At 42.9% G+C, this 23,054-nt stretch carries 22 protein-coding genes and 1 tRNA gene; 14 read left to right on the top strand and 9 right to left on the bottom strand.

The window, feature by feature from the left end:
• Positions 1 to 7 precede the first annotated feature (7 nt).
• From clpP to U5K35_RS17975, 3 genes are all read left to right on the top strand, one after another.
• Entirely contained in the window at positions 8 to 622 is a 615-nt protein-coding gene (gene clpP, locus U5K35_RS17985) for an ATP-dependent Clp endopeptidase proteolytic subunit ClpP (RefSeq protein WP_416221671.1), read from the top strand.
• Positions 623 to 652: 30 nt separating this feature from the next.
• On the top strand, positions 653 to 1,903 hold the full coding sequence (clpX, locus tag U5K35_RS17980; RefSeq protein WP_322572903.1) for an ATP-dependent Clp protease ATP-binding subunit ClpX: 1,251 nt from the start codon (positions 653 to 655) through the stop codon (positions 1,901 to 1,903).
• A 91-nt stretch (positions 1,904 to 1,994) separates the two neighbouring features.
• Positions 1,995 to 3,287, top strand: a complete 1,293-nt coding sequence (locus U5K35_RS17975) for a HAMP domain-containing sensor histidine kinase (protein WP_322572902.1) — start codon at positions 1,995 to 1,997, stop codon at positions 3,285 to 3,287.
• On the opposite strand, the gene U5K35_RS17970 is transcribed toward U5K35_RS17975, so the two are convergent.
• The 5 genes from U5K35_RS17970 to aroC form a co-directional block, all read right to left on the bottom strand.
• Complete coding sequence (locus U5K35_RS17970) at positions 3,278 to 3,853, bottom strand: sigma-70 family RNA polymerase sigma factor (RefSeq protein ID WP_322572901.1); 576 nt, start codon at positions 3,851 to 3,853, stop codon at positions 3,278 to 3,280. The genes U5K35_RS17975 and U5K35_RS17970 overlap by 10 nt on opposite strands.
• A gap of 177 nt (positions 3,854 to 4,030) precedes the next feature.
• Complete coding sequence (locus tag U5K35_RS17965) at positions 4,031 to 4,738, bottom strand: CPBP family intramembrane glutamic endopeptidase (RefSeq protein WP_322572900.1); 708 nt, start codon at positions 4,736 to 4,738, stop codon at positions 4,031 to 4,033.
• Positions 4,739 to 4,761: 23 nt separating this feature from the next.
• A complete protein-coding gene (locus tag U5K35_RS17960; protein ID WP_322572899.1) occupies positions 4,762 to 5,934 on the bottom strand; it encodes a LysM peptidoglycan-binding domain-containing protein in 1,173 nt (390 codons plus the stop codon).
• Positions 5,924 to 6,265, bottom strand: coding sequence for a tetratricopeptide repeat protein (locus U5K35_RS17955; RefSeq protein ID WP_322572898.1), 342 nt, complete (start codon positions 6,263 to 6,265; stop codon positions 5,924 to 5,926). Before U5K35_RS17955 ends, U5K35_RS17960 begins: the two co-directional genes overlap by 11 nt.
• Positions 6,262 to 7,443, bottom strand: coding sequence for a chorismate synthase (gene aroC, locus U5K35_RS17950; RefSeq protein ID WP_322572897.1), 1,182 nt, complete (start codon positions 7,441 to 7,443; stop codon positions 6,262 to 6,264). The genes U5K35_RS17955 and aroC overlap by 4 nt, the downstream gene beginning before the upstream one ends.
• A 240-nt stretch (positions 7,444 to 7,683) precedes the next feature.
• On the opposite strand from aroC, the gene U5K35_RS17945 reads away from it, so the two are divergent.
• The 6 genes from U5K35_RS17945 (at position 7,684) to U5K35_RS17920 (ending at position 13,817) form a co-directional block, all read left to right on the top strand.
• Positions 7,684 to 8,421 carry an ABC transporter permease gene (locus U5K35_RS17945; protein ID WP_322572896.1) on the top strand — a complete coding sequence of 246 codons (738 nt, stop codon included), beginning with the start codon at positions 7,684 to 7,686 and terminating at the stop codon, positions 8,419 to 8,421.
• Positions 8,418 to 9,152, top strand: a complete 735-nt coding sequence (locus U5K35_RS17940; protein WP_322572895.1) for an ABC transporter ATP-binding protein — start codon at positions 8,418 to 8,420, stop codon at positions 9,150 to 9,152. Before U5K35_RS17945 ends, U5K35_RS17940 begins: the two co-directional genes overlap by 4 nt.
• A 23-nt stretch (positions 9,153 to 9,175) precedes the next feature.
• The gene (locus tag U5K35_RS17935) at positions 9,176 to 10,099 is read left to right on the top strand and encodes an MlaD family protein (RefSeq protein WP_322572894.1); all 924 of its coding nucleotides are present in this window, start codon (positions 9,176 to 9,178) and stop codon (positions 10,097 to 10,099) included.
• Positions 10,100 to 10,244: 145 nt separating this feature from the next.
• Positions 10,245 to 11,999, top strand: coding sequence for a peptidylprolyl isomerase (locus U5K35_RS17930; protein ID WP_322572893.1), 1,755 nt, complete (start codon positions 10,245 to 10,247; stop codon positions 11,997 to 11,999).
• A gap of 95 nt (positions 12,000 to 12,094) precedes the next feature.
• Complete coding sequence (ribD, locus tag U5K35_RS17925; RefSeq protein ID WP_322572892.1) at positions 12,095 to 13,216, top strand: bifunctional diaminohydroxyphosphoribosylaminopyrimidine deaminase/5-amino-6-(5-phosphoribosylamino)uracil reductase RibD; 1,122 nt, start codon at positions 12,095 to 12,097, stop codon at positions 13,214 to 13,216.
• Between the two features lie 4 nt (positions 13,217 to 13,220).
• A complete protein-coding gene (locus U5K35_RS17920) occupies positions 13,221 to 13,817 on the top strand; it encodes a riboflavin synthase (protein ID WP_322572891.1) in 597 nt (198 codons plus the stop codon).
• 23 nt (positions 13,818 to 13,840) lie between these two features.
• Here the strand turns inward: U5K35_RS17920 and U5K35_RS17915 are convergent, their stop codons facing one another.
• From U5K35_RS17915 to U5K35_RS17900, 4 genes are all read right to left on the bottom strand, one after another.
• Complete coding sequence (locus tag U5K35_RS17915) at positions 13,841 to 16,612, bottom strand: putative LPS assembly protein LptD (RefSeq protein ID WP_322572890.1); 2,772 nt, start codon at positions 16,610 to 16,612, stop codon at positions 13,841 to 13,843.
• A 12-nt stretch (positions 16,613 to 16,624) separates the two neighbouring features.
• Complete coding sequence (locus U5K35_RS17910; RefSeq protein ID WP_322572889.1) at positions 16,625 to 17,575, bottom strand: ROK family protein; 951 nt, start codon at positions 17,573 to 17,575, stop codon at positions 16,625 to 16,627.
• Positions 17,576 to 17,638: 63 nt separating this feature from the next.
• Positions 17,639 to 17,944, bottom strand: coding sequence for a septum formation initiator family protein (locus tag U5K35_RS17905; RefSeq protein WP_322572888.1), 306 nt, complete (start codon positions 17,942 to 17,944; stop codon positions 17,639 to 17,641).
• Positions 17,945 to 18,248: 304 nt separating this feature from the next.
• Positions 18,249 to 18,321: transfer RNA gene (locus U5K35_RS17900), tRNA-Lys, on the bottom strand.
• A 212-nt stretch (positions 18,322 to 18,533) separates the two neighbouring features.
• On the opposite strand from U5K35_RS17900, the gene U5K35_RS17895 reads away from it, so the two are divergent.
• The 5 genes from U5K35_RS17895 (at position 18,534) to recN (ending at position 23,044) form a co-directional block, all read left to right on the top strand.
• Positions 18,534 to 18,932 (top strand): HIT family protein, encoded by a 399-nt coding sequence (locus tag U5K35_RS17895; protein WP_322572887.1) that lies wholly within the window; start codon positions 18,534 to 18,536, stop codon positions 18,930 to 18,932.
• Positions 18,933 to 18,935: 3 nt separating this feature from the next.
• On the top strand, positions 18,936 to 19,370 hold the full coding sequence (aroQ, locus tag U5K35_RS17890) for a type II 3-dehydroquinate dehydratase (RefSeq protein WP_322572886.1): 435 nt from the start codon (positions 18,936 to 18,938) through the stop codon (positions 19,368 to 19,370).
• A gap of 3 nt (positions 19,371 to 19,373) precedes the next feature.
• Complete coding sequence (locus tag U5K35_RS17885; RefSeq protein ID WP_322572885.1) at positions 19,374 to 20,855, top strand: lipopolysaccharide biosynthesis protein; 1,482 nt, start codon at positions 19,374 to 19,376, stop codon at positions 20,853 to 20,855.
• An 85-nt stretch (positions 20,856 to 20,940) separates the two neighbouring features.
• Positions 20,941 to 21,297, top strand: a complete 357-nt coding sequence (locus U5K35_RS17880; protein WP_322572884.1) for a four helix bundle protein — start codon at positions 20,941 to 20,943, stop codon at positions 21,295 to 21,297.
• 40 nt (positions 21,298 to 21,337) lie between these two features.
• Positions 21,338 to 23,044 (top strand): DNA repair protein RecN, encoded by a 1,707-nt coding sequence (recN, locus tag U5K35_RS17875; protein ID WP_322572883.1) that lies wholly within the window; start codon positions 21,338 to 21,340, stop codon positions 23,042 to 23,044.
• Positions 23,045 to 23,054 lie beyond the last annotated feature (10 nt).

The raw sequence follows: 23,054 nt of genomic DNA, 5'->3' as shown, positions 1-23,054 counted from the left end.
TCCCGATATGAGTCATTCAACTCCGGTACAGAATAATCTAATACCCATGGTTGTGGAAACAACCAACCGCGGTGAGCGTGCTTATGATATCTATTCTCGTCTGTTAAAAGACAGAATCGTTATTCTTGGAACGCCTGTCAACGATGCAGTAGCAAGTACGATTGTTGCTCAGCTTCTGTTTTTGGAATCACAGGATCCCGAAAAGGATATTAATCTCTACATCAATAGCCCCGGTGGGGTAGTTTCTGCGGGGATGGCAATTTACGACACCATGCAGTATATCAAGTGCGATGTGGCTACTACTTGTGTGGGAATGGCCGCTTCTATGGGAGCCGTCCTGTTAACTGCCGGAGCAAAAGGGAAAAGAAATGTACTTCCTCACTCCAGAATTATGATCCACCAGCCATTAGGAGGAGTGCAGGGGCAGGCAAGTGATATCGAAATTGAGGCACAGGAAATTCTTCGCTTAAAGAAAGAGCTTACCGGAATCATAGCTCATCATTCGGGTCAATCAGCAGAGAAGGTTGAAAAAGATTCAGATCGTAACAAATGGATGACCGCCAATGAGGCACAAGAATACGGCTTGGTTGACCGTGTCATGAAAAGAGAAGAGAAGAAGTAGTTAAGGTTTTAATTAAACGTTGCAGCGGCCATGAGTAAAAAGAATAAAGATCAAGTTACCTGTTCATTCTGCGGAAGAACGAACAACGAGGTGAGCTCCATGGTTGCAGGACCTGATGTTTACATCTGCAATCACTGTGTTGAAGATGCTTCCAGTATTATAGAAAGTGATCTGGCAGCTCTGAACAAGCGAAGAGAGAAGAAGTATAAGCCGATGCTCAAGCCGCTGGAGATTAAAGCAAAGCTTGACGACTATGTGATTGGTCAGGATGATGCAAAGAAAGCTCTTTCCGTGGCGGTTTATAATCACTACAAGCGAATTTCTGCCGGCGCAGATGCAGGTTATGACGACACTCGCATCGAAAAAAGTAACATTTGTCTTTTGGGTCCTACGGGATCAGGGAAGACGCTACTGGCCAGGACTTTGGCTGATGTCATTGATGTGCCTTTTACTATCGCTGATGCCACCGTTCTTACGGAGGCAGGTTATGTGGGTGAAGATGTTGAAAGCATATTGAGTAATCTATTGCAGGCGGCTGACTATGATGTAGACAAAGCAAAACGTGGAATCGTTTATATAGATGAAATTGACAAGGTTTCCCGGAAAAGTGATAATCCATCCATCACAAGAGACGTATCAGGTGAGGGTGTACAACAGGCTCTTCTCAAAATTTTAGAAGGAACTACCGCGAATATTCCGCCAAAAGGAGGCCGAAAGCATCCGGAGCAGAGCTTCATTCAGTTGGATACATCTGATATTCTTTTTGTATGCGGTGGCGCATTTAGTGGTTTGGAAGAGATTATCTCCAGAAGGTTATCCGTCAGTTCCATGGGTTTTCATTCTGAAGATCAGGTTATAATTGATAAGGATGATCCAAAGATATTTACCAAAATTGAGCCTGAAGATCTTCAGAAGTTTGGCCTTATTCCGGAACTGATAGGACGACTGCCAATTATCTGCGGTTTGGAACATCTATCTGACGATGCGATGATAGAAATTCTGCTTAAACCAAAAAATGCCATCACCAAGCAGTACAAAAAACTGTTTGACATGGAAGATGTTGAATTGGTTTTTGAGGATGATGCTCTTCAGGCAATCGTGGAGCGTGCAAGAGATCGTAAAACCGGCGCACGTGGTCTCAGGTCCATTTTAGAGGATGCTATGCTGGATGTGATGTTCACCTTGCCTTCCATGAAAAATGTGAAAAGGTGTATTGTTACGAGAGAGACCATCGAGAAGAAAGCTCCACCGGTGTACGAAAAGCAGAAGGCATCTGCGTAAGTTTTACTGCTAATTCTTCTGTGGTTGGTTTGGGAGTGTTCTTTTTTAGATATTGAGGCCTGTTACTTAAAACCCTGCACTCAGCATTTTAATGCGAAAATTGCTTCCCTTAAACCGACTCAAGCTTATCCTGGTTGTACTGCTTATTATTTTGGCAGGGGTTTCCTTTTTTTATAACCAGTTTCTGCTTAATAAAATTATGGAGCAGGAGAGAACCAGTATCGAGTTGTGGTCTAAAGCTTTTGAATTCTACAACCTACCTTCTCATGATCGAGCCAGTAATGATCTATTTACAGTAGCTGACGAGCTGGAAAGATATCAAAATGTGCCGGATAGCCTTTCCCGGATGATTCTGGAAGCTGAGGCGAATGAGTCGAATGCAGGATTCGTGTTTTCGCAAATCATCAGACCCGATCTGTTTAACATACCGGTGATTGTTGTAGATGAGCCGAACTTTATCGTATATGCAAGAAATCTGGATGACCCGGACATTTCAGTTACAGAGTTTATTGATAGATACTCTGTGAGTACTCCTCCAATTCCCATCTCGTTTGGAGAGGAGCCTAAAATCAGAAGAAGATATGTTTACTACGGTGAAAGCCCGACCATACAGTACCTTCGATACTTTCCCTATGTTCAATTTGGTATACTGGCTTTGTTAATGGGTATGGGTTTTACAACCTATCGAAGCATTACCCGGTCTGAACAGTCAAATTTATGGGTGGGAATGGCCAAGGAAGCTGCTCATCAGCTTGGCACGCCTTTGTCGAGCATGTATGGATGGTTACAGCTACTGAAGGATCGTCACCAGGAAGATGAACAGACCCTGTCCATAGCATATGAAGTAGAAAAAGATGTGAGCCGTTTAAGGGGAATTGCGGAGCGATTTAATAAAATTGGTTCACACCCAGAGTTGAAGCGCGTGAGTATAGATCCGATCATTGATGAGGTAATTGCCTACATGGAAAAACGTCTGCCTCAGCTCGGGAAAAATATAGAGGTAAAAAAATCAATAGAGACCAATGCGAAAGCGAATCTCAATCCTGAAATATTTCAGTGGGCGATTGAGAACCTTATTAAAAATGCTATGGACGCCATTAAATCAAGCACAGAAAACGCTTATGTTTCTATTGTAGTTACTCAGGACGGAACTCAGCTATATATCGACATAGAAGATTCGGGTACGGGAATAGATAAAAAGAATTTAAGTGATGTTTTTAAACCCGGATTCAGTACAAAGAAGAGAGGGTGGGGATTGGGTTTAAGCCTGACAAAAAGAATTATCGAGGATTATCACAATGGGAAAGTGTTTGTGCTAAACTCAGAAATCAATAAGGGAACAACAATCAGGATTGTCATTCCAGTTTCTGAAAATCAGTCTTGAGTGTAACCCCTTTTAGTAGCGTAATCCATTAGTTGGGCCTTGAGCAAATTTCTGCCCCTGTGAAGTCTGGACCGGATAGTTCCAATCGGAACGTCGAGCATGTTTGCGATCTCTTCGTAGGTAAAATCTTCTACATCACACAAGAGAACAACTGTTCTGAAGTCTTCAGGTATTTCATCCAAAGCGTTTGAAATATCATCATCAATCAGCTCGCGGAACATTTTGTCTTCCATGTCGGAAGTTTCTGTTCGCTCAGCTCTGATGGACTCATAAAATGAGGCGACCTCGTCGTAATCCACTTCCTGAGGTTTCTTGGATTTTTTCCGGTAGTTGTTAATGTAGGAGTTTTTCAGGATCCGGAATAGCCAGGCTTTTGCATTCGTGCCCTTTTCATAGCTATCGAAAAAACGGTAGGCTTTTACAATAGTATCTTGCACAAGATCTTCTGCATCGTTGGGATCAGAGGTGAGCCTTAATCCAAAATTGTACAAGGCATCAAGATGAGGGATAATCTCCTCATTGAAATCGTCTTGTTTTCTTAATTCTTGCTTTGTAAGTGAAGACATCCCTTCCTCGACAGAACGAGTCTGAATTAATTGAAAATTGTGTTTCTACCCGAGTGATCCAAACCCCAGATATTAATATAACTCTTTTAAAATAGATTCTCTCAAGGATTCATTCCAATTGAAAGAATTGATCGACCGTGTAAATTAATCTTAAGACCCGTGGGTATTTTTTATTGATCACAAATTAATTACAACGATTAAATCATAAATTGCATGAGTCCATGCAGCCAATCCAAATCCTCTAATAACATAAATAAGATTTAGCGCTAAGCCAAACAGAAACCTAAATAAAAAGGAGCTTAACAGCCATGAATCGGCAAAATCACCTACATAGTGTACTCCGCTAAATATTAACGCAGCAGCGACTATAGAAACACCTGTTGAGTAATTTTTATTTTTAAATATTTTATCAAATACGAAAATCAAAAAGCTAACGAGAATAACTCTGAAAAATAACTCTTCGTATAGACCCGCTCCAAGTGACAGGGCTATGAGTTGGAGCTTATTAAAATCAGCGGTGAGACCGTTTGCGGATTGCAGTAAAATAAAATCAACAACACTAGATACAATTATGGCCACAAGAATGGCGTAAAATGCAGCCTCTCCAATCATCAGCAGAAAGTAATTTTTTCGTACCGATTTTAGTTCATCTCTTTTTTTATAGACAATGATACCACCGATTATTGCTGCCGCGATCAGGGTTGTAGAGATGGCATCCCATCCGAAATATGTAAAAAATGATTTGAACCAAACATCCACGGATATTCTGGCAATGTTTCCCCGTGGTTGAGAGATAAGAATCAATATCTCATAAAGCAGCAACAATGGAATTGAAATTAAATAACTGTATAGAAGTCCGTTGGTCTGTATAAAGTATTTTTTCATAAATACAGAGAGGTAGAAATGAGTTACTGATCCAGATAAATTGTAACTCTTGCCTGTTCAATAGAGCTAAAGTTTAACATTTCGTAGGCTGCAGACGAAAGTTTCAACCCGTCACCGGAGTGGCGATCATTTATCTTCACAAAAATCCCATGATTGTTCGTAGGGTTTTCGATGTAAATAACCTTGCCTAACGCTATGTTTGGATGAGCGGCGGTCAACTGATTCGGGTTGTAAAGCTCACCGCTTGTGGTTGGATTGGCTATATCGCTATTTGAATATCTAAACACGGAGACACTGCCCAGGTTTTCGAGATCCGTTTCGGTTCGATAAGGATTCTGGAATGACCTTGTTGGGGGAAACAGGACTGTTACACGCTGTCCGGGACCAATCTGGCTCATGCTAAGAGTTGGGTTTAATACCGAGAGCTCACCTTCGCTCATATCAAATTTTTCAAGAAGCGTTTCACCTGTTTCGCCGGATTGAACACGGTACTGCACAAATTTTCCCTGCGGTGTCGATTCAGTATCACCTTCAGTTACGGAGGGTGCAGAAGAGCGGTCGGATGGAACCGTAAGTCGCTGGCCCACCCTCAGCATATCACTTTCAAGATTATTTAACTGTTTGAGTTCTTCTACCGTTAAACCGTGCTGATTGGCAATTCTGTAAAGTGAATCACCGCTGCGAACAGTATAATAGGTGTTGAGTGAGGAGTCGTCACCTTGCCGAACAATAGATTCGCGCTCCTCATCCAGAGGTTCGGTTTGGGTTAATTCTTCAGATTCAAGCTCCTGATCTTCTTCAGGCAAATATATTGTAAGCTCACTTCCGAGAGAAAGATTTGTTGTTTGAAGATCATTCCACTGCTGAATTTCGGCAATGGTTACACCGTATTGTCTTGAAATCGAGAATAGAGTTTCTTCAGTTTTAACGGTATGAGTGATCTGATTTTCAGCTTTAGGAGGTGCAATCCTCAGTACCTGACCAACCGAAAGATTGTCACTGTCAAGGTTGTTCCAGCGCCGTAAATCACCAACTGTAAGATCGTATTGACGTGCTACACTAAAAAGTGTTTCTCCGGCTTGAACGGTATGAGTTGTAGCCGGCTGTTGAGCTTGTGCAGCATCAGGCAAAAGAAGAAAAGAGAAAATAAAAATCGTAAGGATTACAAAAAACGTTGATTGAAGTCTAACTGTCATAGTCCGTTTCGATCTTAAGGGTTTCAAAAGCTTCCAATAATTCAGATTTTGTTCTGCTGTTATTTTTTTCTTCAGCCAGCTGTATGCCTTGTGTAAATAACTCGCCTGCTTTTTGAACATTGCCTGTCTGCTGATATAGTTTACCTAAATGATAGTAAACGCCCAAGTAGTCAGGTTCTTGTTTTAAAATCGATTCAAATAGCAGAATCGCTTTTGTTACCTGATCTCGTTTCAAGAGTTCCAGCGCCAGGGCAAACTTGGAAAAGGAATCTTTAGGATTCTTCTTAATGTTTAACGCCAGCCTTTTGATTTTTTGCTGTTCGTCACTCATGCATTCATTTTTTTGAAACGGGATTGAATTTCTTCCATTGAATCACCGCCATACTTTTGGAGTATAGCGTTGGCAAGAACCGGTGCTATAACACTTTCTGCTACAACAACAGCACGTGGCAAGGCACAGACGTCTGAGCGTTCGTACCGTGTTTCCTGTTCCTCTTTTGTATCTAAATCCGCTGTTTTCAGCGGTTTGATCATGGTTGGAATCGGCTTCATCACACCTCTTAAAATGATGGGCATTCCGGTAGTCATTCCGCCTTCTATACCGCCGGCACGATTTGTTCGTCTTGAGAAGTGATCCTCGTAGATAATTTCATCGTGTACTTCATGACCTCTGCTTCGTCCTGCTTCAAATCCCAGACCAATTTCAACTCCTTTCATTGCCTGAGTGCTTACAATTGCCTGGGCGAGCTGGCCGTCAATTTTTCTGTCCCAGTGAACATAGCTGCCCAATCCTGCAGGCAAACCGGTTACAATGATTTCGTAAATCCCGCCAAGAGAAGTGCCTTCTTTTCTGCGATGTTTGATCTCTTCTCTCATCTCACCGCTCAATGTATCATCGAGGCAGCGGACATCTGATTTATCAGCTTCTTTGTAAATATTTTCTGCGCCCTGGGATATGAGCGGGTCCGCGATGGATCGAATTTCATCCCAGCCTTTATAACCGACAGATCCTATTTGAATGACATGTCCGCCAATTTCTATTCCAAGCTCTTTTAAAAATGCGCGGGCTACAGAGCAGCAGGCTACACGCATGGCTGTTTCGCGGGCGCTGGACCGTTCGATTACCGGACGGATATCGTCAAACCCGTATTTTTGTACTCCAACTAAATCAGCATGACCCGGACGGGGGAGGGTAATTCTCTCAACATCTCCGCGGCTTCCATCTTTAGCCATAACTTTTGGCCAGTTGCTGTCATCCTTTTCAAATGCCCGGTTTATCATTGAAAGAGCGATGGGTGCTCCCGTGGTTTTTCCAAAACGAACACCGGATTGAATGATGGCTTTATCTTTTTCAAAAGCCATTCTTCCACCTCTGCCGTATCCTTTCTGGCGGCGAACAAGATGTTGTTCTATAAATTCTTCGCTGAGTTGAAGGCCGGCGGGTGCCCCTTCTAAAATTCCTGTTAGTCCGGGTCCGTGAGATTCACCGGCTGTAAAGTATCGAAACATCTATTGTAGGGGTTAATCAGTTAAAATCAGTTGCCTGAAGATACAATTTTTTTAGTACTAAGTGTTCTGCTGTACAACTTCAGTTTCTGTAATTGTTGTTCCTCATTATATTATAAACGAGTGAACATGGTCTGAAATAACAGCACATTTGGAGTAAAAGTTTTGTAATATTAGTGCCTTTAAAACTTATCATGTGAAGCCGGCTTTAATTCTGCCGGTTAATGTTAGTTAAGAGTATAAATGCACTATCTCAATGAACTGGGAAAATATAGTTCACTGCTTTATCAAGCACTAAGGTCTTCTACTGAGTTTAGCACCTATCGTAAGAATCTATTTCAGGAGCTTGTAAAAGTCGGTTACGATTCTGTTCCCATTATAATGCTTACGGGTATTTTTACAGGATCGGTGATGACGCTGCAGTCAGCTTACCAGCTGCAATCTGCGTTTATACCCCTTTCCACTATTGGTGCAATTGTATCAGAATCCATTTTAATCGAATTGGCTGCAGTTATTTCCAGTCTGGTATTGGCAGGTAAAGTAGGTGCCAGGGTAGCTACTGAACTTGGAACGATGCGAGTGAGTGAACAGATTGATGCATTGGAATCGATGGGCTTTAATTCGGTTTCTTTTTTAGTGGTACCACGAGTTCTGGCCGGTATCTTAATGTTTCCGATTCTATATATAGTGGCAAGTGTTTGTGGTATAACCGGCGGTGTGGCTGCAGGGTTTTTCTCGGGCCAGGTTCCTCCTGCCGACTTTTTGCAGGGTGCGAGAATGTATTTTTACCCGTGGAACGTGGCCTTCGGGTTTACCAAAATGATTGTTTTTGGGTTTATTATTACTTCTGTTGCTTGTTATAAGGGATATTTTGCACGTGGTGGAGCAGAAGGAGTTGGGAAAAGTACAACAGACGCCACAGTTTTGGGGTGTATTCTTGTTCTGCTGGCAGACTTCATATTAGCGGCACTGTTATTATGATCGAAATTCAACAACTTAAAAAGTCATTTGGCGATCTTCTGGTATGGCAAGATGTCTCATTCAAGATTCATGATGGTGAGACTGTTGCCATAATTGGCCGGTCGGGTTGCGGGAAATCCGTGCTCCTTAAGCATATAAATGCTTTGTTAGAACCGGATGCAGGTGAAGTTCTTATTGACGGGAAAAATATTTTTGATCTGGACTATGTGGATAAGCGAATAATGCGACAGAAATTTGGCGTATTGTTCCAGGGTTCGGCACTTTTCGACTCCATCAATACGTTCGAAAATGTAGCTTTTCCACTTCGGTATTTTACGAAACAAACCGAAGAGGAAATCAGGGACAACGTTATGCAGTCTTTGGAATATGTAAATCTTGAAAGTGCAGCCGATAAGCAGACTGCGGAATTATCCGGCGGTATGAGAAAGAGAGTGGGTATTGCCCGCGCTATCGTTCTCAAACCGGAATATATCATGTATGATGAGCCAACCTCGGGACTGGACCCGAAAACGGCCGAAGAAATTAATGAGTTGATTAATAGTATGTCGGATACTTTAGATATCACTTCAATAGTGGTGACACACGATATGCATAGCGTATTGGAAGTAGCTGACAGGGTTGCTTTTCTGGACGAAGGGAAGTTAAGTTGGTCTGGTTCCGTTCAAGAAATGAAAACCAGTGATCACCGCGAGTTGATGAGCTTCATAAGAGCGAGTGAGTACCAAATTTAAGTTATGAATAAAAGGAATGAAGAATGAAGAATGAAGTAAAAATTGGACTCACGGTCTTGCTGGCGATTATTGTTGCGATCGTGGGTTTTCGGTTTATGAGAGATGTTCCCGTTTTCAGGCAAACTCTTGAGATATCAGCTGTTTTTGACAGGGTAGACGGTATCAACAGGGGGAGTTTGGTAAATTTAAAAGGGGTTAAAGTCGGATCGGTTAGCAGGGTTCGTTTAACGCCCGAAAATCGTGTCAGGGTAACCATGCAGCTAAACGAAGATTTGCAGATACCTGAGGATTCAGAAGCTCATCTTACTTCACTCGGTATTGTAGAGGGTAAGTCGATTGTTATTCAATTAGGGGATTCAGAAAGTAATGTTAAATATGGAGGTGAAGTTGACGGAGTCTACATCGAAGGGGTGACCGAAGTATTGGGCAGCAAGGGAGAACAGCTTGCAGGTGATGTCTCCGAGTCGCTATCTGAACTGAATCAATTTTTACGTCAGCTTAACGCTACACTGGATGATGAAACCAGAACTTCTGTAGATCAAACCCTGAGAAATGCAGATGAAACAATGAAAATTCTCTCCGAAACATTGGAAAACAATCAGAAAGATATTGACAATGCGATAAAGTCTGCTTCACGAACCATGATGCAGCTCGATACACTTACGACAGATAATCGTCCCCGCGTTGATAGTTTGTTGGTATCATTGGAAGAGAATGTAAGTGAACTGCATAAAGTACGAACCGAATTAGAACAAGCAACAGCCAATCTGAACCAAATACTGGATAAGGTGAATCGTGGCGAGGGTACAATGGGCAAACTTGTAAACGATCCGTCTTTATATGAAAACCTGGACCAGTTGACGAAGGAAATGAATGATTTGATGAAGGGAATTAATGAAGATCCCGGCCGTTATTTGAAACACATGAGCATCATCGAAGTATTTTAGAGCCGGTCAATTTGATATTACAATCTTAGCAATGAATTGCGGTTCGTAATGTGTTATCGTATATTTTCAGGCTCAAAAAAATGTTTTTTTCACATAAATTTAAATTGAAGATTTAGAGGTTTTTCGCATGGGTGTAATGGAAAAAATGAGGAACAGTACAGCGTCTATTTTATGGATACTGATTTTCTCGTTTGGAATATTGTGGGTTTTGGCAGATACGCAGGTATTTGATGCGATGGCTGTAGGCCCCAGAAATTTAGGAACGGTAAATGGTGATGAGATCTCGCTTGATGAATACAATCAGCGTGTAAGCTTTTACACGGATCAATTCAGCCAACAGTCCAACCGGCCAATGTCACCCGAAATGAGAGCGATGTATGAAAATCAGGCGTGGGAAGATCTGGTTGCTGCTCGTCTTATTGAACAGAAAATTTCTGAACTTGGGATTACTGTTACAGACAGTGAGCTCATGGATATGGTTACCGGTGAAAACCCCGCTCCGTTTATCCGCCAACAGTTTCAGCAGGAAGACGGTACGATAGACCGCATTGCTCTGAGAGCTGCGATTGAAGCACCTGAAAACAGCGAAATCTGGATTATGATTGAGCAGCAGCTGCGTGAAAACAGACGACAGGAAAAACTTAATAACTTCATCTCTTCTGGTATGCAGGTTAGCTCACTGGATATCCGCAATGAATATATCCGTGCAAATTCATTTGCAGATATTGAATTTGTGAGATTTCCCTACAGCGAAGTCTCGAACGATGAAATTACTGTTACCGACGATGAGCTTAGAAATTATTACAACAATAACTCTTCTCGTTTTCAAAGAAGCGAGACCTATAGCTTTCAATTTGTAAGCTGGGATAAAACTCCGACTTCTCAAGATACTACGAATACGATACAAGAAATTGAGGACTTAAGACCGGCTTTTGAAGACGCCATGAATGACTCACTTTTTGTTTTGCGGTATCAATCAGCTATACCATACAGAGGTGGTTATGTAGCTATCGAAGACATTCGCGAAGACTATAGTCCGGTTATTGACCTGGAAGTTGGAGAAGTATCGGATGTAGTTATGATCAACGGAGATCCATTCGTATTTAAGAAAGTAGATCAGCGTGGAAATGAGATTAAATTTGCCGTGCTTTCCTACAGAGTTCAAGCTGATCCTATCGCGACAATTGATAGATTGGCTGAACAGGCAGAAGAGTTTAAATTTTACGCTTCTTCAGAAGGCTTTGAGGAAGAAGCTGAACGCCGTGGTCTAGAGGTCAGGCAGGCTACTGCAACGAAAGACAATCCATTTATTCCGGGCTTGGGAGCCAGTCAGCAAACACTAAGAGCATTGGAAAGTCTCGGTGTTGACAGAATTTCAGACCCGATTGAGTTGGATGATGTATTTATTGTTGCTCGACTTGTTGAAAAAACACCCGAAGGAACCCGGCCATTTGAAGAAGTTCGGCCACAGGTTGAAAATGCTGTACGTACTCAGAAACGCAAGGAAGTAATGGCCAATCGAGTTAGTGAGATGTTGCAATCAAATCAGGATTTAGAATCACTGGCTTCAGCGTCTGAAAAAGATATTCAATCGGCGAATGATCTGCGAATGAATGGATCGACCATTCCCGGAGCTGGACGTGAATTGCGCGTAATCGGAGCTATTTTTGCAATGGAGCCCGGTCAGACTTCCGGTGCCATTGAAGGTGAAAATGCAGTCTTTGTTGTTCGGGTTGTTGATCTTGATAAAGCTGATCCCGCAAATATGACCGCTGCAGATCGAGCCGAAATTAGAAACAGATTGGAGCAGGAAAAATTTATGGCATTTAATGAAGTGTTTATCGATAGATTGCGTGAAAATGCAAGTATCAAAGACAATCGCAGTCAGATTCTTCGTTAAGAGTTAACATTTATTATTGATCTTAAAAGGGTAGGGGAATTTCTCTTACCCTTTTTTTATTGATAGATTATTCAGTTGATAAATAAACGATAGTAATGGCTACCCAACAGGATAAAGTTTTTATGCAGCGTGCGCTCAGTTTAGCTGAAAAAGGATTGGGCTTTGTTTCACCCAACCCTATGGTGGGCTGTGTAATTGCTTCAAAAGAAGGGGACATTATCGGTGAAGGTTTTCATGAGAGATATGGGAAAGCGCATGCTGAGGTTAACGCAGTCCGTTCTGTTGAAGACTCTGATAAGCTTAAGGGTGCAACCGTATACGTAACGCTGGAACCCTGCTCTCATCACGGCAAAACTCCTCCGTGTGCAGATATGCTTGCAAAACTTCCCATCTCAAAAGTTGTGGTTGCGATGAAAGATCCCAATCCGAATGTAAACGGGAAAGGGCTGGAAATCCTGCAAGAGAATGACATCCAAGTGGAGGTTGGCCTGTTACAGAAAGAGGCGGAAAAGCTGAATGAAAAGTGGCTGCACGCCTTGGAGGTCTCAATGCCTTTCATAACACTCAAGATAGCTCAAACGGCGGACGGTTATGTGGCCGCACCGAATGGGGATTCGAAATGGATATCATGCAAGGAGTCGAGAGCTTTGGTTCATCGATGGAGGAGTCAGGATGATGCCGTACTTGTTGGCAGAAATACTGCTTTATACGATAATCCACAACTTACCGTGCGACTGGTTGAGGGAAGACAGCCAAAAAGAGTGGTATTGGATGGGCCTTTTGAGCTTCCGAAGAATTTAAATCTTTTTTCAGACTCTTTTGAGGAGAAAACAGTAATTGTTACTCACAATAAAAAGAAGGCGAAAGAGGATGCCGATCCTATGCTGAAAATGCTTCAAAGTAATTATTTCCGGGGTGAGATCGTGACTGTAGAGAAGAATGATTCAGGACATGTGAACCTAAGGGAAGCATTCCATAAGCTCTATGATTCAGGCATCCATTCCGTTTTAGTTGAAGGCGGCCAGCAACTATCCAGTGCGTTGCTCGGGCAGGGACTTGTAGATCGTTTACAACTGTTTATCGCTCCAAAGATTTTGGGCGGAGGAACCAAGTCCATTATTAATTTAAACATCAACAGAATGGAAGATATTCGGCCATTCCGAGACTTTGTCTGGCATCAGTCAGGTAAGGATATGTTATTAACAGCAAATTTATAGATTTATGTTTACAGGAATTGTATCAGAAATTGGTGACGTTACAGAAATAAAAAAGATTAAAGGCGGACAAGAACTTTCCATTAAATGCTCATTTGCCAAAGATGTGCATGTGGATGAAAGCATTGCCATAAACGGGGTTTGCCATACAGTTGTATCTCACACGGATAAAGTGTTTAAAGTTCAAAGTGTGGAGGAAACACTGCGGAAAACAAACTTAGGTGATCTTATTGAAGGCGGTCCCGTTAATCTGGAGAGATCTTTAACTCTTGAGAAAGCCATTGAGGGACACATTGTTCAGGGACATGTGGATACAACAGGCACCATCAAAAAAATAGAACAGGACGGGGCAGATTTACTCATTACCATCGATTTTCCTGAAGAGCACAAAGATTATATTGTAGGCAGGGGAAGCATTTCTATTGATGGCATCAGCTTAACAATAGCCCGTAACGAAGGCAATGAGTTTACGGTTGCCATTATACCTTACACGTGGGATGAAACCAATCTCCACGCCAAAAATGTGGGCGACCGTGTAAACCTCGAGTTTGATATATTCGGCAAATATATCGTTCAGTATCTTCGGAACCGGGAAGGGAAGTAAACTGCAACTAAATCTCTGTTCTGTTAAAACCGTGGACTTCTTCCGGTAGGCGATGAACTTCTCTCCAAGTTGTTTAACAGGGGCAGTTTCTGGAACAGTCCCTGAATTTGTGAGCTGGAAAGCGATAGCCTGAAGAAGTAGTACTGAAAATCTCCGAATGGATTAAACTGGAATGACAGGTTCCAGCAAATCATATCTCTCTGTAGGCTGAACTGAGATGGAGTCAACTCCTTTTCGATAAAGTCATATCCAATTCTTGTACTTACATTCCATTTAGGAGTTAGGTTAAATTGAATATTATTTGCATTCAAAACGGCACTTTTTCTGGCATCCTCCCCAAACCGGTAGGTCCACCGATAACTAAAGTCGAGCCCGACGCTCCAGGGTGTGTCGGTTCTCTGTATAGGCTGTAAGTTAAAACGAGAGTCTACCGGGCTGAAAAAAGTTTGATCCAAAGGATCGTAGGGACGATAGGCAGGTGTGGTAATTCTCGGGCCTCTGCTTCCTCCATTAAAACTGGTTGAGAGGTTCAGGCTGTAACTCAACGGCTGCAGAAATTTGTTACTGTCTTCCCAAATAAACGTGTTGATCTCCCTTCCATTTTCATCCCTGGTGTAGACAGAATAGTTGGCATTGGCTGAAATTCGAAGGCCGTCAATTACTCTTGACGAGAGAGACATGTTAACTCTACCAAAGTTCAGGCTGTCTGCTGCAAAGTTATAACTGGAATTGGCTGATAAATTGTCGATCAGCCGTAAACTTGTGGATTGGACTTCTCCGGTAGAGTCTCGCTTAACCTGCTTGGTTTCAAAAATATTGGTAATCCTAAAAGACATGGTCCGCTGTTCTCCTGATCCGGGACCTCTAAATATTTCATCTTCAAAGATGGAATAGGTCTGAGTATTGCCTTCAGCATCAGATTGAACCTCCCGATAGTAACCCCAAAAATCATCGGAGAAATCCGGACTGAAACTAAAACTGATATCCGGTCTCACCGTGTGCCTCAGTCCCTCAAAGTTACCAATGCTCAATTGGGATACACCATAAAATGTTGTGTTGAAGCTAAGAGATGTGGAAAAATCGCGTGCAGCTTCAAATCCTCTCACACGTTCCGTCTCAATACGATTTTCCTGCTCATTCCACTCTTTTCTGATTGTGGTTGGATACCAGTATTCAGTCAGGTTTATGTTAGCATTAATATTCAAAAATTGACTGGGAACAATCTGGCTTGCCGTGATTCCTGCTCGCTGTTCAAATCCATACTGGACATGCCGGTCATTATCGGTGGCCTCTCTGTATTTTGATGGATCAAACAGAGCTTCCAGCCAATTTATATCAGTTGAATCAGCATCTTCAGGTGTAAAGTCAAACTCAGATTTGAAGTTATTTCTATAGCTGATTGAGATTCGTTCGTACCATTGCTCTTCTTGAAGTCCGGGTTGATCAGACTTAAATGGAGCGAACTGGCGGGCTGAAAAGGTGAACTCCGGCCCTGTCAAACGAGTTTGATTTGTGGCGAATTGCTGATTCAGATTAGAAGTGGCACTAAAATTGTAGATATTTTCAGGATGACTGTACCGATAGGATAAGCGCGAAGTGGTGCTGGTTCTCGCTCGTTCATCCGGATCAAAAGAGTTTCGCTTGAAGTAATTCGAAGTTTGCAGGTTTATGTTTGCCGTCAGGTTTGCATAGGGCGATAGCTGCTGATTGTGCGACAGAGATAGCCGTTTACTTGTGGTTTCTGTAAAATCGGGATCGGTGGGCTCGAGTCCTCTTTCACGAGAATAACCAAGAGTCAGGGATCCATCGTACTGTCCGGTATTTCTGTATTGAAGACGAGTCTCATTAAAAAAGGTGCCGGATGTAAACAGGTCAAAAGATGTCTGGGCTGTAAAATAGTCGTTGAAATATTGAAACCAGCCTAGATTTTGCAAGCCGATACCGCGGGCAGAAGTGTTTTGATAAACATAAGTGGGTTCCAAAAGGCCGGATTCCCTGCTTTCGATACCGGCCGGCACATACCCAAAAGGAAATACGAGCGGATATGGAATATCCAGGATGAATAATCTGGCGTTGGTAAAGAATACCTCCTCTTCATCAACAACCTTCATGCGGTCAGCCTGTATGTAATAGTACATGTGATCGGGCGGACAGGTGGAGTAGATTCCATCTTCGATAAAGACCTCATTGCGCGATACATTTTTAACTTTTGTACCAATCAGGTATCCATCATCAACTTCTATTTCAGCTACCTCAAATTTACCGCGCTCTGTTTCATAGTTGAAGAGAACCCGTGTACTTCGTATTTCATCCTGTTGTCTTCGAAGTACAGGATATGAGAGGGTATCCTGAGGGTTCTCAGCCCTGGCTTCAACCTGATTCAGATTTAAATTAAGCTCTATTTCACCTGCACTCAGCTCACCATTTGTATGCTTTACGTTACTCGAGCCGTACAAATTGGCGATACGCTGGTCTCCGAATTTAAATGTAAGTGAATCCTGGGCCTGAAAGTTGACGGCATCAGGGGCTGACTGCCGGTCGGCTTGACGGTTTTGCGGAGATTGTGGGGTTGCTTCTCCCGGAACTCCTTCACGTGCATCATGGATCAGCGTAGTGTCTCTTTCAGCCGCTGTTCTTGTCGTGTCGGTAATTGCAGGAGGGATGGTGTCTCGAATGGCTGTTTGCAATGTGTCAGAAACAGCCTGAGCAGATACGTCAATCCAAAGCGGCAGGATAATTAGAAGGATTACCCCGAACCGAACAAGCTTGTGATTTGTAAGTGGGCTGTTTTGCATGCATAAAGCTAATCAACGGAGTTCTTCGAATGCAAGACTGGCTGCTCCCAGCAAAGCCGCATCGTTACCGAGTGATTCGTGGATAATTTCAAAATCTTCCCGGAATGGTGGCATTAAATATTTAAGGGCCGTTTGCTTAGCCGGTTCAAGAAGCCATTTTCCTGCTTGTGAAACTCCACCGCTTACGATGATTTTTCGAATGTCTAAAATATGAATGTAATTGACGATTGCATATCCAAGTTTTTCACCTGCCTGCCTCAAAATGTCAATTCCCAGCTCATTTCCATCTTCTGCGGCGTAGTAAAGATCAACGGGCTCAAGTTTCGAAAAATTTTTCTTAAACTTTTTATATAGCGGATTTTCCGGATTTTGCCGAATCGTATCTGCGGCAAAGCGGCTCAAAAATCTCTGTCCGAGATATGCTTCTACGCCTCCGCGAGTATTGCTATTGGATAGCGGGCCGTGATAATTGATAATTACATGCCCCAGCTCAGCGGCCATTCCTGTAGTGCCACGGTAAATTTTGTTATCGATAATAATACCACCGCCAACTCCTGTACCAAGCGTTACCATAATGAAATGGTTGAAAGGTTTGCCCGCACCAAAATGTGCTGAACCTAAAGCGGCCAGGTTAGCATCATTTTCAATCACACAATTAAGGCCCGTTCTGTTCTTAATTTCATTGGATACGTTTTCTACTTTCCATCCGGGCAGGTTTGGCGGGTTCTTTACAGTTTTACGGTCCAGACTTACCATGCCGGGCAATCCCATGCCAACTCCAATTGGCTCGGTGTCTTGGTCTTCAATTAAATCTTTAATGGCCAGGGCAATTCGGTCAAAAACATGCTCTTTGCCCAATTCTGCATGAGTAGGAATAGAGCTGGTTTTCAGAAATCCTTTGTTTTCGTCAACCAGTGCTGTCTTGATGTTAGTGCCTCCTAAGTCAATCCCGATGGATGTCATAAAACCTTATTTTTTGAATGAGAGGAAAGCTTAAAAATAGTGAAAAATGAGCAAAGGAATAGCCTATTCAGCTGATTTTATACGGTAAACTTTTTCATCCGGTTTTCTCATGCCGTACTCTTCCCTGGCAATTTTTTCAAGCAGGTCAGGATTTTTTTCCAGCTCTTCTATTTTCTTCTCCAGCTCAGCAGTTTGTTGCCTGTATTCTTCTGTTTTTTCAATGAGTTCATCTTTTTTCAAATTGAGCTGAACTCTTGTAAACACACTGTATGTGTCTATAAAAAGAAACCAGATAGCAATAAAGCCAACAAATGCTCCGGCTAAAATAGAGCGTTTCCAGCGAAGTGGATTTAAATAATGGGTTTTCATAGCATTAGATAGATATTTAAATCAAATTAGGTTAAATATCGTGCAGATACAAAAAGTTTGAATTACCACTCTAAAAGATTAGCTCAAAATTTACTGCAATGGATCTAAACTTTGTTTGGTGGGGCTTTTTAGGGATTGAAAAGTTGGACAACGCGCGGGAATAGGATAATAATGCACTCACCCGCTGGACTCTTTTTTGTTATAGATGGAAATTAAAGCCAAAAAAATAACCCCAGCCGGGTATCAGCCGACTGAGGTTAATCAAGAGAGAGTCATTAAAAAATTTGTAACTCATAAAGAGTCGTGAATCGGGAGGGGCTCGAACCCTCGACCCACGGCTTAAAAGGCCGTTGCTCTACCAACTGAGCTACCGATTCAGCAAATGTTGCAAGACTTCAAAGATAAGGATTCAAGGAAGATAAAATCAAACCAAATCGTAAACTTTTAAGTAAAAAAATATATTGCGTGAATACGGCTTTTCAAGAGAGCTAAGATCGTCTCTTTAATTGTGGAATGAAGTTGTTACATTTGTGTAAACAGAACATGAAGATTGAATAATTCGTTTTATTTTCAAAAAAGGGAATAAACTATGGCTACCATTTTTACAAAGATTATCAACGGTGAGATTCCGTGTTATAAAATAGCCGAAAATGATTCGCATATTGCTTTTTTAGATATTAATCCCATAGCTGAAGGTCACACGCTAGTGGTTCCAAAAAAAGAGATCGACTACATTTTTGATCTGCCTGATGAGCTTTTGGCCGATACTATGCTCTTCGCTAAAAAAGTTGCAGCGGGTATTGACAAAGCGTTAAACCCTATTAGAACGGGCGTGATTGTAGAGGGGCTTGAAGTTCCCCATGCACATATTCATCTGGTGCCGATCTATAAAGAGTCGCAGGAAGTTTCCCTGAAGAGGAAAGTGGATGTGTCGGAAAACAGAATGAAAGAGCTGGCCAAGCTGATTTCAAAAGCGGTGGAGATCTGACGGATGAAAATTCTTGTATTGAACGGTCCGAATCTGAATCTGCTTGGAAAACGCGATCCGGCCGTATATGGATCTGAAACGCTGACCGATATTGAGAATAGGCTTAACGAACAATTCCCGGATATAAAATTTGAGTTCATTCAAAGCAATCACGAAGGTGAGTTGATCGATGCGATTCATGAAGCCAGGGACGGATCTGTTGATGCACTGATCGCCAACTGGGGCGGATTCACACACTCATCGGTTGCCATTCACGATGCGCTGGAACTTCTGGAAATTCCCAAAGTGGAAGTACACCTGTCAAACATCCATGCGCGTGAGGAATTTCGCGAGCGATCCATCACCGGAAAAGCAATGGATGGAATTATCACCGGGTTTGGAGTGGACAGCTACCTTCTGGGCGTGGAAGCCACTCTGAAAATCCTGGCAAAAAAATAAACTGTGCAGAAGCTAAAGGAACTCTTTTCCGATACTCTCATCTACGGCATCAGCAGCGTGCTGGCGCGGTTCATCAACTATCTGCTTGTACCGCTTCATACCGGTGTTTTCAATACAGCACAGTACGGAGTGATCGGTCTGGTATATGCCGCCATTGCGTTTCTGAATGTGGTATTTACTTTTGGAATGGAGTCTGCCTACCTGCGATATGCGGAAAAACGCGAAGAAGCTCCTGCCGTATTTAAAACACTACAGACCGGCCTGTTAATTTTCGCCTCTCTTCTTTGTCTGGGCCTCTACCTGGCTATGCCGGCGTTGCTGCCTCTGCTTAATCTCGGAGAGGAGACATCGGTTATCTTTTTGATGATGCTCGGGATTCTCTGGTTTGATACGCTCTCGATTGTACCAATGGCGGAGCTTCGTCTTACCAGAAGAGCCTATCTTTTTGCGGTTTTGAAGACGCTTAATGTGCTGATAAACCTTGCTCTTAATTTCTATCTGATTCTTTCCCTTGGCTGGGGAATAGAGGCAGTTTTCTTTGCAAATCTGGCCGGGTCGTTTGTAATGACCGTTCTGGTCTGGATTTTCACGGCTGATCTGCTGAAGGGATCGTTCAGCAAGAAGTGGATGAAAGTTGCCTTTGAATTTGGGTGGCCGTTTGTTCCTTCAGGAATTGGGTTTGTAGTTAACGAAATGCTCGACCGGTTTTTGCTGAATGGAATGGATCCGGCTAATGCTGAGCGACTGTATGGAGTGGGGACAACCCCCGAGGATATTGTTGGAATCTACAATGCGTGCTACAAACTGGCCGTGTTTATGCTGCTGCTCGTTCAGATGTACCGGATGGCGTGGCAGCCGTTTTTTATGCGTCACGCAAAGGATGGAGAGTCACGTGAATTGTTTGGTCAGGCGTTTATCTGGTATAATGCATTTTCAGCCTTGCTCTTTCTGGGAGTTGCTCTGCTCAAAGAACAGATTGTAGCGATCCCTATTCCCGGAACGGAAGCGACACTGATTGACAGCGCGTATTGGGGCGGACTTGAGATTGTGCCCTTTCTGTTGCTGGCCTACTGGTTTCATGGGTGGTATATCAACTTTTCATCGGGAGTGTTTATCAAGGAGAAAACCCGGGTGTTCTACAAAATCACCCTGATGGGTGCGGCGATTACGATCATTGCCAACCTGATTTTGATCCCATATTTCGGTATGACGGGTTCGGCGGTCGCAACGCTATTCAGTTATGGGGCGATGGCAATCACACTCGGGCTCTACAGTAAACGAGTAATGGAGGTGCCGTATCGCCTGCCGGAGAGCTTTGGGTTGATGGCGGTGATGGCGGGGCTTGTCTTTCTCGAGCCGGTGGTCATGGATCTCATCAACGATGGCTGGCTGCTGTCAAAAATACTCATCACATTCATCGGCCTTATTTTTATTGCGATCTATTTGAAAGTTCTGCTTCCGGGTTCTGAAAGAGATTCATTGTAAGGATTTCTAAAAATTCACCTCTTATAAATAGAGCATTCAAAAATTTTGAATGTTGAATTTTGAGATTTGAATTAATGGAGATCAAATGGGAAAATCAGAAAACATCATCGTAGATAAGTCATTTAAATTTTCACTCATGGTTATTAAACTGTACAGTGAACTCAAAAGAATTAAAGAGTTCGATATTGCAAGACAGTTGTTGAGGTCAGGTACGAGTATTGGTGCAAATGTTGAAGAGTCAACCGCAGCCTTTTCTAAAAATGATTTTAATTATAAAATGGGTATTGCTTCCAGAGAGGCGAGGGAGACACGTTATTGGTTGAGACTCATTCATAAAAGCAAAATCTTTGAAGTGCCCAATGAATATTTTAACGAAATCAATGAAATAAACTCTATTTTAACCTCGATTGTTAAAACTACTTCTGAATCTCTCAGAAAGTAAATTCAACATTCATCATTCCTCATTCAAAATTCTTTAGGCCATGATCAAATCCCTATACATAAAAGATTTTGCCCTGATCGACGAACTCGATGTTCAGTTTGAAAAAGGCCTCAATATTATGACCGGTCAGACCGGTGCGGGTAAGTCGATTATTATTGGTGCCCTGAATATGATTCTGGGAGAACGCGCCGATACCGAAGTGATTCGGCAGGGAGCACAAAAGGCGATTGCTGAGGCCACCATCTTTGTAGGGGAGAATGAAGAGTTGTTTGAGCTGCTGGAAGAGAGTGCCGTAGAAGTTTCCAAGGAGTTGATATTACGCCGTGAAATTCGTCAAGCCGGCAGCCGGGCATTTATTAACGATACACCGGTAAACATCTCAGTGCTGAAGGAGGTGGGAGATCAGCTTGTGGATCTTCATGGCCAGCACGATCATCAGATGCTGTTAAAAGAGGAGAATCATCAGGGTGTGATCGATCAGTTTGATTTAGTGCGTCCGGTGTTGAAAGCATACCGTGCTGAATACAAGAGAATGTCGGAGTTGCAGAAAGAGCTTCGGGATTTGAAACGACGGGAGCGGGATCTGAATGAAAAGATGGAGCTCTACCAGTTTCAGGTGAAAGAGCTGGAGGCTGCTGAGCTGGATGCTCACGAAGAAGAAGAGCTGGAATCGGAGATGAATCTGCTGGATAATGCAGAAGACCTGGATCAAAAAGCTGCCGCTATCTCTGAAATTGGGAATGGAGATGATGTAAGTCTGATGAATTTGCTCAATACGGTCAAGCTTCATCTGGAGGATATGGCACGAATTGAGCCCGAATTCCAAACGTATCTGGATGAGGTGGCCACGGCCCGAATCAGCATTCAGGAGGCCGTGCAGTTTGCTGAGCGTTACCGGGATGGAATTGAGTTTAATCCGAAGCGTCTGGAGACTCTGCGACAGCGTCAGTCAGAATTGAACCGGCTTCAGAAAAAATATCAGCGGGATATATCAGGACTGATTAAGTATTACAACGAAATCAAGGCTGAACTGAATGTAGCTGAAAATTTTGATCTGGAGATCGAGCGAATTCAGAAGAAAATATTTGATCAGGCTGAAATTTTGAAAGAGAAGGCGGTGGATCTGCATGAGATCAGAATTCAGGTGGGCAATCAGCTTTCAAAAGATATTGCGGATGCGCTGAAGAATCTGGGAATTGAGCACGGACGGTTTCAGGTAAGCGTGGATTGGATGGAGTCGGGTTCCGGCTGGATTGAGATAGGTGGGGCTCAGGTTGATTGCACATCTAACGGTTGTGATGAGGTTACTTTCTACATTTCCACCAACAAGGGCGAGTCTCCAAAACCGTTGGCTAAGATTGCATCGGGCGGTGAGATCAGCCGGGTAATGTTGTCGCTGAAGTCGATTCTGGCGAAGGAGCACCATCTGCCTGTGATGATCTTTGATGAGATCGATACGGGAATCAGCGGGCACATCTCTGAAAAGGTCGGGCGCGAAATGAGGAAACTGTCGGAGTATTGCCAGATTGTGGCGATCACGCATCAGCCTCAGATTGCGAGTCAGGCGCACAAGCACTACAGAGTGGAAAAAGTGGAAGAGGGAGAGAGGACTATCACGAAAATTATTTCACTTTCTGAGGAGGAGCATATCCGTGAAGTGGCCGGTTTGATGAGCGGAGAGGAGATTACCGAGTCGGCACTGAGCAGCGCTAAGGAACTGATCGATCGAAGCGGGATGCGGAATTGAATTGTGGAGT

It is taken from the genome of Rhodohalobacter sp., assembly GCF_034521535.1.
In the GTDB taxonomy this organism is placed as follows: domain Bacteria; phylum Bacteroidota; class Rhodothermia; order Balneolales; family Balneolaceae; genus Rhodohalobacter.
This window is presented reverse-complemented; position numbering and strand designations above follow the sequence as displayed.

What these genes read in the sequence shown, in the direction of transcription:
- U5K35_RS17905 (WP_322572888.1), bottom strand. Translation starts at nt 17,944, where the DNA reads ATGAAAACCCATTATTTAAATCCACTTCGCTGGAAACGCTCTATTTTA.
- U5K35_RS17930 (WP_322572893.1), top strand. Translation starts at nt 10,245, where the DNA reads ATGAGGAACAGTACAGCGTCTATTTTATGGATACTGATTTTCTCGTTT.
- U5K35_RS17970 (WP_322572901.1), bottom strand. Translation starts at nt 3,853, where the DNA reads ATGTCTTCACTTACAAAGCAAGAATTAAGAAAACAAGACGATTTCAAT.
- U5K35_RS17960 (WP_322572899.1), bottom strand. Translation starts at nt 5,934, where the DNA reads ATGACAGTTAGACTTCAATCAACGTTTTTTGTAATCCTTACGATTTTT.
- ribD (WP_322572892.1), top strand. Translation starts at nt 12,095, where the DNA reads ATGGCTACCCAACAGGATAAAGTTTTTATGCAGCGTGCGCTCAGTTTA.
- U5K35_RS17910 (WP_322572889.1), bottom strand. Translation starts at nt 17,575, where the DNA reads ATGACATCCATCGGGATTGACTTAGGAGGCACTAACATCAAGACAGCA.
- U5K35_RS17895 (WP_322572887.1), top strand. Translation starts at nt 18,534, where the DNA reads ATGGCTACCATTTTTACAAAGATTATCAACGGTGAGATTCCGTGTTAT.
- U5K35_RS17945 (WP_322572896.1), top strand. Translation starts at nt 7,684, where the DNA reads ATGCACTATCTCAATGAACTGGGAAAATATAGTTCACTGCTTTATCAA.
- recN (WP_322572883.1), top strand. Translation starts at nt 21,338, where the DNA reads ATGATCAAATCCCTATACATAAAAGATTTTGCCCTGATCGACGAACTC.
- U5K35_RS17935 (WP_322572894.1), top strand. Translation starts at nt 9,176, where the DNA reads ATGAAGAATGAAGTAAAAATTGGACTCACGGTCTTGCTGGCGATTATT.
- aroQ (WP_322572886.1), top strand. Translation starts at nt 18,936, where the DNA reads ATGAAAATTCTTGTATTGAACGGTCCGAATCTGAATCTGCTTGGAAAA.
- U5K35_RS17955 (WP_322572898.1), bottom strand. Translation starts at nt 6,265, where the DNA reads ATGAGTGACGAACAGCAAAAAATCAAAAGGCTGGCGTTAAACATTAAG.
- clpP (WP_416221671.1), top strand. Translation starts at nt 8, where the DNA reads ATGAGTCATTCAACTCCGGTACAGAATAATCTAATACCCATGGTTGTG.
- clpX (WP_322572903.1), top strand. Translation starts at nt 653, where the DNA reads ATGAGTAAAAAGAATAAAGATCAAGTTACCTGTTCATTCTGCGGAAGA.
- U5K35_RS17940 (WP_322572895.1), top strand. Translation starts at nt 8,418, where the DNA reads ATGATCGAAATTCAACAACTTAAAAAGTCATTTGGCGATCTTCTGGTA.
- U5K35_RS17920 (WP_322572891.1), top strand. Translation starts at nt 13,221, where the DNA reads ATGTTTACAGGAATTGTATCAGAAATTGGTGACGTTACAGAAATAAAA.
- U5K35_RS17915 (WP_322572890.1), bottom strand. Translation starts at nt 16,612, where the DNA reads ATGCAAAACAGCCCACTTACAAATCACAAGCTTGTTCGGTTCGGGGTA.
- aroC (WP_322572897.1), bottom strand. Translation starts at nt 7,443, where the DNA reads ATGTTTCGATACTTTACAGCCGGTGAATCTCACGGACCCGGACTAACA.
- U5K35_RS17880 (WP_322572884.1), top strand. Translation starts at nt 20,941, where the DNA reads ATGGGAAAATCAGAAAACATCATCGTAGATAAGTCATTTAAATTTTCA.
- U5K35_RS17975 (WP_322572902.1), top strand. Translation starts at nt 1,995, where the DNA reads ATGCGAAAATTGCTTCCCTTAAACCGACTCAAGCTTATCCTGGTTGTA.
- U5K35_RS17965 (WP_322572900.1), bottom strand. Translation starts at nt 4,738, where the DNA reads ATGAAAAAATACTTTATACAGACCAACGGACTTCTATACAGTTATTTA.